Here is a 10,113-nt window from a genome sequence, read left to right as displayed (position 1 = left end):
GCCCCGCCGGCCCCGTTCACCGACCCGGCCGGTCTGCCGACCCCGGCCCGCGGCGCCCGCCGTCCAGCGGTCATCGACCTCGACTCCGCGTCGGGGCGGCGCGCGGCGCACCGGACGCCGCTCACCTGAGCCGTCGGCGTGCACCCGTGCACGCATCGGTGCATCGATCAAGGCGCTCCCGCCCCCGCACCCGTGCACCCATCGCTGCACGGACGACCGCGCTCCCGCAGGCAGGCCGCCGTGCACGCATCGGTGCATCGATCAAGGCGCTCCCGCACCCGCAGCCGTGCACCCATCGCTGCACGGACGACCGCGCTCCCGCAGGTGGGCCGCCGTGCACGCATGGGTGCATCGATGCAGGCGTCCCGGCACCCGTGTCCGTGCACCCATCGCCGCACGGAGCGCGCGGCGGGAACGCCTCAGGCGGTGAGCCACTCCCGCAGGACGCGCTCGCACTCGTAGATCTGCCCCGCGGGGACGTGCTCGTCGTCCCGGTGCGCGAGGCTCGGGTCGCCCGGGCCGTAGTTCACCGCGGGGATCCCCAGGGCGCTGAAGCGCGAGACGTCCGTCCAGCCGTACTTGGCGCGCGGCTCGCGGCCGATGACCGCGACGAACGCGGCGGCGGCGGGGTGGTCGAGGCCGGGGTGCGCGCCCGGGGCGGCGTCGGTGACGATGACGTCGAAGCCGGTGAAGACGTCACGCAGGTGCGCCTCGGCGTCCTCGACGGACTTGTCGGGGGCGAAGCGGTAGTTCACCGAGACGACGCACAGGTCCGGGACGACGTTGCCGGCGATGCCGCCGCGGATCCCGACCGCGCTGAGGCCCTCCCGGTACACGAGCCCCTCGACCTCGACCTCGCGGGCGTCGTACGCCTGGAGCCGGGTCAGCACGTGCCCCGCGTCGTGGATCGCGTTGTGCCCCATCCAGGCCCGGGCGGAGTGCGCCGCGACACCGGGGATCGTGATGTCGATCCGCATCGTGCCCTGGCAGCCGCCCTCGACGGCGCCGCCGGTCGGTTCGCAGAGCACGGCGAAGTCACCGGCCACCCACTCGGGGTGGTCGCGGGTCAGCCGGCCGAGGCCGTTGCGCCAGCCCTCGACCTCCTCGTGGTCGTAGAAGACCCACGTGACGTCCCGCGTCGGCTCGGGGGTCGTCGCCGCCACCCGGAGCTGGACGGCGACCCCGCCCTTCATGTCGACCGTGCCGCGGCCGTGGAGCACGAGGCCGTCGCCCTCGCCCTCGGTCCACGTCGGCAGGTTCGCCGCGACCGGGACGGTGTCGAGGTGTCCCGCGACGACGACCCGCTCGGCCCGGCCGAGGTTCGTCCGCGCGACGATCGCGTCGCCGTCGCGGAGCACCTCCAGCCAGGGCAGCTCGCGCAGGGCCGTCTCCACGGCGTCGGCCAGCTCGCGCTCGTTGCCGCTCACCGACTCGACGTCGCAGATCGCCCGGGTCAGGGCGACAGCGTCGATGGACAGGTCCAGCCGTGGGGACGTCGTCGTCGTCACCGCCCCAGCGTAGGGGCCCTTCGTGCGCACGCCCGTGATGACGTCCGCGGACCGAGACGATCACCACACCCGATGACGGGCGCGGCCGGGCCTGCCGCATAGGCTTTGGGCATGACCGACGTGACCGAAGTGACGAGCCCGCAGGCGCCCGCCGCCGCCCCGGCGACGAGCCGAGCGGCCTGGGGCTTCGGCCTCGCCACGACGACCGAGGACGGCGTCGTCCTCGACACCTGGTACCCGGCACCCGCGCTCGGCACGCCGGCCGAGGCCGGCCCGCACGCCGTGCCCGCCGAGCTCGCCGCGCTGGAGGGCGTCGACCCGCACCGCCGGGTGCGGCAGACCGTCGTCCGCACCGTCGTCGACCTCGACGCCGCGCCCGCGGACGTCCCCGACGCGTACCTGCGGCTGCACCTGCTCTCGCACCGGCTCGTCGCCCCGCACGGGCAGAACCTCACGGGGATCTTCGGCGTCCTCGTCAACGTCGTCTGGACGAGCTTCGGCCCCTGCCCGGTCGACGACTTCGAGGCCACCCGGCTGCGGCTGCGCGCGGCCGCGGGAGCGGGCGGCCGCGGCGGCAGCGCCGGGCGCGTCGAGGTCTTCGGCGTCGACAAGTTCCCGCGGATGACCGACTACGTCGTCCCCACCGGGGTGCGCATCGCGGACGCCGACCGGGTGCGCCTCGGTGCCCACCTCGCGCCGGGCACGACCGTCATGCACGAGGGCTTCGTGAACTTCAACGCGGGCACCCTCGGCGCGTCGATGGTCGAGGGCCGGATCTCGGCGGGCGTCGTCGTCGGCGACGGCTCCGACATCGGCGGCGGCGCCTCGATCATGGGCACCCTGTCCGGCGGCGGCCAGCACGTCATCAGCGTCGGCCGGCGCAGCCTCGTCGGCGCCAACGCGGGCATCGGCATCAGCCTCGGCGACGACTGCGTCGTCGAGGCCGGCTGCTACGTCACCGCGGGCACGAAGGTGAACCTCCTGCCGGACTCCCGCGTCCTCAAGGCGGCGGAGCTGTCCGGCGCCGACGGGCTGCTCTTCCGCCGCAACTCGCTCACCGGGGCGATCGAGGCCGTCCCGCGGGAGGGCAAGTCCTTCAGCCTCAACGCCGCCCTGCACGCGAACGACTGACACGAGCGACCGCCACGCACGACCGACGCCCGCGAACCACCGGGCACCGCCCGGCGTTGGACCGATGAGGACCCGCCCCGACGGAGACGAGACGACCGCACCGCATGACGACGACCCAGCTCCCCGGGTCCCGGCCCGCGCCGCCCGCGCGCCGGCGCGGCCGCAACGGCCGGCCGGTGCTCGTCGGGCTCGTCCTGCTCGGGCTCGTCGGCTCGGTCGCGGCGGGCTGGGCCTGGTTGCGCCACTCGGTCGGGTCGATCCCCGTGCGCGAGTACTGCACGGCGCTCGTCGGTGACGGGATGGGCGACCTCGACCCAGAGCAGGCCGGCAACGCAGCGGTCATCGCCTCGGTCGCCGTCCGCCGCGGCCTGCCCGCCCGGGCGGCGACGATCGGCATCGCGACCGCCATGCAGGAGTCGAAGCTGCGCAACATCGACTACGGCGACCGGGACTCGCTCGGCCTGTTCCAGCAGCGCCCGTCGCAGGGATGGGGCACCCCGGAGCAGGTGCAGGACCCGGTCTACGCGAGCAACGCGTTCTACGACGTGCTCGTCAAGGTCGAGGGCTACCAGAGCCTGCCGATCACGGACGCCGCCCAGAAGGTCCAGCGGTCGGCCTACCCGAGCGCCTACGAGCAGCACGAGCCGGAGGCGCGCGCGCTGGCGTCGGCGCTGTCCGGCTACTCCCCCGGCGCGTTCGAGTGCGTCCTGCGGCCCGCCGACGTCGCCGCGCAGGAGCCCGGCGCCAACGGCCTCACCGCACGGGCGACCGCAGTGGTCAAGGCGGCCAAGACCGAGACCGGCCGCACCGGGAAGGCCGACCCCGAGGTCGCCGCGACGTCGGCCGACGCCGGCACCGCCGTCCGGTTCACCCTCGCCGGCCGGGAGGGCGCCCGCACCGCCTGGAGCCTCGCGCACTGGGCCGTCGCCCGGGCCGACGCGCTCGCCGTCACCGCCGTCGAGGTCGACGGCAAGCAGTGGCGGAGGGACCGCCCCGACGCGGGCTGGGCCGCGCTCGAGAACGGCCCGCCCGCCGGCACGGTCGTCGTCCACGTCGCCTGACGACACCCCCGGACGTGCCGACGGCGCCCCTCGCGTGCGAGGAGCGCCGTCCGACTGCGTTGTTCGTCAGACTGCTTGTGCCGCAAGGGGTCAGCGGTCGGTGAGCGCCACGTAGTCGCGCTCGGCGACCCCGGTGTAGACCTGCCGCGGGCGGCCGATCTTCGTCTGCTTGTCCTCGATCATCTCGCGCCACTGGGCGATCCAGCCGGGCAGCCGGCCGAGGGCGAAGAGCACCGTGAACATCTTCGTCGGGAAGCCCATCGCCTTGTAGATGAGGCCCGTGTAGAAGTCGACGTTCGGGTACAGCTTGCGCTCGATGAAGTAGTCGTCCGAGAGGGCGATCTCCTCCAGTCGCATGGCGATGTCGAGCAGCTCGTCGCGCTGGCCGAGCTTGTGGAGGATGTCGTCGGCGGTCTTCTTGATGATGGCCGCACGCGGGTCGTAGTTCTTGTAGACCCGGTGGCCGAAGCCCATGAGCCGGACGCCGTCCTCCTTGTTCTTCACCTTGCGCATGAACGTGTCGACGTCGTCGTCGCTGTTCTTGATCTTCTCGAGCATCTCGAGGACGGCCTGGTTGGCGCCGCCGTGGAGCGGCCCGAAGAGGGCGTTGATCCCGGCCGAGACCGAGGCGAAGAGGTTGGCGTGCGAGGAGCCGACCATCCGGACCGTCGACGTCGAGCAGTTCTGCTCGTGGTCGGCGTGGAGGATGAAGAGCAGGTCGAGCGCCTTGACCATGTCCGGGTCGAGGTCGTACGGCTCCGCCGGGAAGCCGAAGGTGAGCCGCAGGAAGTTCTCGACGAGCCCGTAGCTGTTGTCCGGGTAGAGGAACGGCTGCCCGACCGACTTCTTGTACGCGTACGCCGCGATGGTCGGCAGCTTGGCCATGAGCCGGATCGTCGAGATCTCGACGTGCTGGGCGTCGAAGGGGTTGAGGCTGTCCTGGTAGAACGTCGACAGCGCGCTCACCGCGCTCGACAGCACCGGCATCGGGTGCGCGTCGCGGGGGAAGCCGTCGAAGAACCGCTTGAGGTCCTCGTGGAGCATCGTGTGGCGGCGGACGAGCTGGTCGAACTCCTCGAGCTGCGTCGCCGTCGGCAGCTCCCCGTAGATGAGCAGGTAGCTCACCTCGAGGAACGTGCTCTTCCCGGCGAGCTGCTCGATCGGGTAGCCGCGGTACCGCAGGATGCCCTCGTCGCCGTCGATGTACGTGATCTCCGACGTGCACGACGCGGTGTTGACGAACCCGGGGTCGAGGGCGACGTACCCGGTGGACTTCAGCAGGGACGACGTCTCGATGCCCGATCCCCCGACGGTGGCGGGGACGACAGGCAGGTCGAGCGCGCCTCCGGGGTGGTGGAGGCTCACCGTCTGCGGATCGGACATGCACGCTCCTCGAGGATGCTCATGGGGCGGGTGGGCATCGCCGGCGCCGGTCGCGCCTCGCGGTCGTCACCCCGTGGAACAGGGACGCTACCTTCCTGACATCTCCCTGCACCATTCAGGGGGCATGTGACGCATGTGACCGGTCGCACCGCTCGCCGGACGGCGTGTCGCGCGGCGTGTCCGGTCGCCGATCGGTCGCCCCACGACCGCCCGGCGGCATCACCCCGCAACCTCATCGGCAGCGTGACGCCCGGACTTCACCGCGACGCACCGGTGAAGCGTCCGGCGCGTTCAGGCGAGGCGGTCTGCGAGGGCGGCGATCCGCTCGTCCGTCGCGGTGAGCGCGACCCGGACGTGCTCCGCGCCGGCCGCGCCGTAGAAGGCGCCCGGTGCGACGAGGACTCCGCGGGCGGCGAGCCGGTCGACGGTGTCCCAGCAGGGCTCGCCGCGGGTCGCCCACAGGTAGAGGCCGGCCTCGGAGTGGTCGATCGTGAAGCCGGCGCCGAGCAGCGCGGCCCGGGCGACCTCGCGCCGGGCGCGGTAGCGCTCCTTCTGCTCCGCGACGTGCGCGTCGTCGCCGACCGCGACCCGCAGGGCCTCCTGGACCGGCCACGGCATCATCATCCCGGCGTGCTTGCGCACCTCGAGGAGCCGCCTGACGAGCACCGGGTCGCCGGCGGCGAACGCCGCCCGGTACCCGGCGAGGTTGGACTGCTTCGACGTGGAGTAGACGGCGAGCAGGCCGTCGTGCGAGCCGCCGCAGACCCGCGGGTCGAGGATGCTCGGGACGTCCTCGACGTCCCAGCCCAGCTCGGCGTAGCACTCGTCGCTCGCGACGACCGCCCCGATCGAGCGGGCCCAGGCGACGACCTTCGCGAGGTGCTCGACCCCGAGCACCCGGCCCGTCGGGTTCGAGGGCGAGTTCACCCAGACGAGGCCGACCCGGGAGGCCGCCGGCCCGACCTGGGCCGTGCCGTCCGCGGGCAGCGGGGCGGCCCCGGCGAGCCGGGCGCCGACGTCGTAGGAGGGGTAGGCGACCTCGGGGTGGACGACGAGGTCGCCCGGCCCGAGGCCGAGCAGCGTCGGGAGCCAGGCGACGAGCTCCTTGGAGCCGATCGTCGGCAGCACGCCGTCGGGATCGAGACCGGGGACGCCGCGGCGCCGCGCGAACCAGCCGGCGACCGCCTCGCGCAGGGCGGGCGTGCCGTACGTCTGCGGGTAGCCGGGGGCGTCGGACGCCGCGACGAGCGCGTCCCGGACGACGGCCGGTGTCGGGTCGACCGGCGTGCCGATCGACAGGTCGACGATGCCGCCCGGGTGCGCGCGCGCCCGGTCGCCGTACGGCGCCAGCCGGTCCCAGGGGAAGTCCGGCAGCGCCGTCCGGGCCGCCCCTGCGGACGGCGTCGGGGCGGCCACCTGCGTCAGTGGTCCTGGTTCTGCGGGGGCAGGGCCGCGATGAGCGGGTGGTCCTTGGGGATCACGCCGAGCTTGGCCGCACCACCGGGCGAACCGAGGTCGTCGAAGAACTCGACGTTCGCCTTGTAGTAGTCCTTCCACTGCTCCGGGGTGTCGTCCTCGTAGTAGATCGCCTCGACCGGGCACACCGGCTCGCAGGCGCCGCAGTCGACGCACTCGTCGGGGTGGATGTACAGCGACCGCTCGCCCTCGTAGATGCAGTCGACAGGACACTCCTCGATGCAGGCCTTGTCCTTGAGGTCGACGCAGGGCTGTGCGATGACGTACGTCACGAGTCCTCCTAGCGGGCCGGGCCTTCCGCCCGGCGGTGCGGCCGGCGAGCCACCACCGGCGGGTCGCGCCCTAGTATCGCGGACGCCGGGACCCGTTGTGCACGCAGGTCCGCAGAAGCGAACGGGAGGGGACGGCGTGGGCGCGGACGGCGGGCACGACGCCGGGACCCGTGGCGGGACCGGGGGTGGGACGGATCCGGACGACGTGTGGCACGCACGGTCCGGACAGCGGGTCGTCGTCCGGTACCGGGTCGCAGGCGGTGGCCTCACCGACGCGCTCGGTGACCTCGTCGGTGTGACCGACGTCGCACTCGTGGTCCGGACCCGGCGGCGCGGCGACGTCCGGGTGCTGCGCAGCGACGTCGTCGCCGGCAAGGTCGTGCCGCCGCGCGCCTCCCGGCCCGCTCCGCCGCACCTCGCGCTGTCGGTGACCGACCTCGTCGCCGTGATGGCCCTGCACTGGAACCCGCCGGACCAGGTACGCCTCGGCGGCTGGTGGCTGCGCGCCGCGGACGGTTTCACGAACCGGGCCAACTGCGTCGTCCCGCTCGGCGCCCCCGGGGTCGGGGACGACGAGGCGCTCGGGTTCGTCCACGACTGGTTCGCCGCCCGCGGACTGCCCGCCCAGCTGAGCGTCTCCGGTCCGGTCGACGGCGGCGTCCCCGACGACGCGGACGGGCCGGACGGCGCGAGCCCCGCAGCACGGGCGCTGGCCCTCGCGGCCGCGCGCGGCTGGCAGGTCGTCGAGGGCGGCTCGGCCCTCGTCCTCGTCGCGCCGACCGCCGAGCTGCGCGGCGGGGCGGACCTGCCCGCGGGGCTCGCCCTCGACGTCGCCGACGCCCCGGACGCCGGCTGGCGCGCCACGTACCGCTACAAGGGCGAGGACCTCCCCGAGCGCGCCGTCCCGCTGCTGCTCTCGGCGCCCGGGCAGGCCTTCTGGTCCGTGCGGGACGGCGCGCGCACCGTGGCGTGCGCGCGCGGCTCGGTCGCCGGCGGCTGGGCCGGGGTCACGGCCGTCGAGGTCGACCCGGCGTACCGGCGCCGGGGCCTGGCCCGGGTGCTGCTCGGCGCGGTGGCCCGCTGGGCCTGGTCGCACGGTGCGCTGTCGACGTACCTGCAGACCGCCGAGACGAACACGGCCGCGCAGGCGCTGTACCTGTCGGCCGGGTTCGTCCCGCACCACCGGTACGACTACGTCCGGGCGCCGCAGGTCTGAGCCGCCCGGCCGGCCGGACCCCTCACCAGGACGACGACCCGCCGCCCATCGACCCGGACCCCGACGAGTCGGACGAGTGGGACGAGTGGGAGGAGTGCGACGAGAACAGGGCGGCACCGCCCGCCGCGTGGCTGTTCCGCCGGCGCCGGTCGGCCTCCTCGTCGCGGCGCCGCTCGGCCCGCTCGTGCGCGTCCCGCGCCGCGGCGACGGCCGCGGTGATCTCCCGCTCGGCGCGGGCCACCTCGACCTCGAGCCGCAGCCACGCCGGGCGGGGCGCGGCGAGCCCGTCGCGGACGTCGCGCAGCAGGACCCCGACCGCACCGACCGCGTCGGCGACGTCGCCGGGCACGTCCCGGTGGTGCCGCGAGACGTACTCGGAGGCGTCCTGCTGGACGGCGTCCGCCCGGTCCCTGCGCGCCGCCAGGGTGCGCTGCGCCTGCTCGACCGCCACGACCCGGTCGTCGACCGCCCGGGCGAGGGCGAGCACGGTCTCGACCCCGTCCCGGGCCGACGTCGCGGCCGACTCGGCGTCCGCCCAGCGCTGCGCGCGCATCGACGCGGCGACCTGGGCGTCCTCGACGCCGGCCGTGGCCCGCTCGACGAGGCCGGGCGCCTCCTCCACGCCGGTGGCGAGGTCGGCCCAGCAGGACTCGTCGTGGCCGTCCCGCAGCCGCGCGAAGCGGTCCTCGGCACGGGCCCCGGCCTCCCGGGCGGCGTCGAGCCGCTCGGCGACCGCACCGGCGGCGGCGAGCACGGCGTCCCGGCGGGCGGGCAGCCCCTCGGCGGCGGCCACGGCGGCCCGGACCGCCTCCCGGGCCGCGGCGACGGTGCGGGCCGCGGTGAGCGTGCTGCCGGCCCCGCGGTCGGTGCGGGACCGGGCGAGGTCCGCGGTCGCGGTGTCGAGGACGGCGGTGCTCTCCTCGACCGTGAAGCCCTGCTCGGTCATCGCGCCGACCCGGGCGCGGGCGTCCTGCAGGTCGGCGGAGAGCGTCTCGGTCGCCGGGCCGAGGTCTGCGACCGCCACGGCGTCCGCGTCGAGCCCGCGCCGCACCGCGAGCACCTGGTCGCGTGCCTCGGCGACCCGGGCGGCGGCGGCGGTCCAGCCGGCGTCGGCGGCCCGGGCCGGGAGCGTCGCCAGGGCGGCGAGACCGGTCTGCGGGTACTGCCCCTCCTGGAGGTCGACGAGGCGGTCCGCGGTGGCGACGACCGCACCGGCCCGTTCGACCCGGTCCTGGACGTCGGTCGCGTCCCCGGCGGCCAGCCCGCCGGTGAGCCCGGCGGCGACCGTCCGTAGCGCGGCGAGGTCGCCGGCGAGCGAGGCCTGTGCGCCGCGGGCGAGGGCGGCCGCGGCGACGGCGCCGTCCCGGGCCCGGCGTCGCGTCGTCCATCGCGAGATCCCGAACCCGCCGCCGACGAGCGCGACGACGACCCCGCCGACGCCGAGGACCCCGGCCGCCGGGATGCCGGCCCCCGACGGGCCACCGGTGTCGCAGCCGTTCAGGGCCGGGTCGAACCCGGGCGGCAGGTCGTCGCAGAGAACCTCGCCGTCGGCGAAGGGCCGGCCCTCGACGAAGGGGGCGCCGCCGTCCGCCCCGACGTCGCCGGAGGTGTCGCCGGACGTGTCGCCGGACGTGCCGCCGGAGGTCCCCGAGCCGGAGACCTGCGCCTGCACCCTGCTGAGGCCCGCGACGACGGCGCCCGCGACGTCCCCCGCCTTGAGCAGCGGGTTCACCTCGGAGGCGAGCTCGCCCTCCCACCACGGGTCGAGCGCGGCGTCCCACGTGCTGCCGTAGTAGATCCCCGACCTGCGGTCACCGAGGGACACCGCGACGACGACGACGTCGGGGGCCAGGCCGGTCGGGTCGCCGGCGACCTTCGGGCAGTCCGCCGCGGCCTTCTCGACGGCCGCGTCCAGGTCGCCGTCCGGGACGTCGGCCCACACCCGCACCCAGGGCACCGCGCCGGCGGCGCGCAGGGCCTCGACCGCGTCGGCCACGGCGGCGTCCGAGGCGACGTCGGCGGCGCCCGGCGCTCGACCCGGACAGCGCTGCGGGCGGTGCTGCGGA

At 75.3% G+C, this 10,113-nt stretch carries 7 protein-coding genes and 1 pseudogene; 3 read left to right on the top strand and 5 right to left on the bottom strand.

The window, feature by feature from the left end; all coding sequences use genetic code 11:
- Window positions 1-419: 419 nt before the first annotated feature.
- Window positions 420-1,508, bottom strand: a complete 1,089-nt coding sequence (gene dapE / locus EDJALFJO_RS12930) for a succinyl-diaminopimelate desuccinylase (RefSeq protein ID WP_088285830.1) — start codon at window positions 1,506-1,508, stop codon at window positions 420-422.
- Between the two features lie 111 nt (window positions 1,509-1,619).
- Here dapE and dapD point away from each other — a divergent pair, with 111 nt between their 5' ends.
- Both dapD and EDJALFJO_RS35975 read left to right on the top strand, forming a co-directional pair.
- Window positions 1,620-2,639: a 2,3,4,5-tetrahydropyridine-2,6-dicarboxylate N-succinyltransferase gene (gene dapD / locus EDJALFJO_RS12925; RefSeq protein WP_088285828.1), complete on the top strand. Its 1,020-nt coding sequence runs from the start codon at window positions 1,620-1,622 to the stop codon at window positions 2,637-2,639.
- A 104-nt stretch (window positions 2,640-2,743) separates the two neighbouring features.
- The gene (locus EDJALFJO_RS35975; RefSeq protein WP_088285826.1) at window positions 2,744-3,700 is read left to right on the top strand and encodes a hypothetical protein; all 957 of its coding nucleotides are present in this window, start codon (window positions 2,744-2,746) and stop codon (window positions 3,698-3,700) included.
- A gap of 90 nt (window positions 3,701-3,790) precedes the next feature.
- Here the strand turns inward: EDJALFJO_RS35975 and EDJALFJO_RS12915 are convergent, their stop codons facing one another.
- The 3 genes from EDJALFJO_RS12915 to fdxA form a co-directional block, all read right to left on the bottom strand.
- A complete protein-coding gene (locus tag EDJALFJO_RS12915; RefSeq protein WP_088285824.1) occupies window positions 3,791-5,083 on the bottom strand; it encodes a citrate synthase in 1,293 nt (430 codons plus the stop codon).
- A 291-nt stretch (window positions 5,084-5,374) separates the two neighbouring features.
- Window positions 5,375-6,499 (bottom strand): succinyldiaminopimelate transaminase, encoded by a 1,125-nt coding sequence (dapC, locus tag EDJALFJO_RS12910; RefSeq protein ID WP_198950252.1) that lies wholly within the window; start codon window positions 6,497-6,499, stop codon window positions 5,375-5,377.
- 5 nt (window positions 6,500-6,504) lie between these two features.
- Window positions 6,505-6,831, bottom strand: a complete 327-nt coding sequence (gene fdxA / locus EDJALFJO_RS12905; RefSeq protein ID WP_088285820.1) for a ferredoxin — start codon at window positions 6,829-6,831, stop codon at window positions 6,505-6,507.
- Window positions 6,832-7,036: 205 nt separating this feature from the next.
- Between fdxA and EDJALFJO_RS12900 the strand changes: the two genes are divergently transcribed.
- Window positions 7,037-8,047, top strand: coding sequence for a GNAT family N-acetyltransferase (locus EDJALFJO_RS12900; RefSeq protein WP_143448546.1), 1,011 nt, complete (start codon window positions 7,037-7,039; stop codon window positions 8,045-8,047).
- Between the two features lie 22 nt (window positions 8,048-8,069).
- Here EDJALFJO_RS12900 and EDJALFJO_RS12895 read toward each other — a convergent pair.
- Window positions 8,070-10,113 (bottom strand): annotated as a pseudogene (locus EDJALFJO_RS12895) (hypothetical protein); the annotation flags it as partial.

The organism is Kineosporia sp. A_224, assembly GCF_002198655.1.
GTDB lineage: Bacteria > Actinomycetota > Actinomycetes > Actinomycetales > Kineosporiaceae > R-H-3.
The sequence above is the reverse complement of the archived record's forward strand: the minus strand, read 5'-3'. Positions and strand labels throughout refer to the sequence as shown.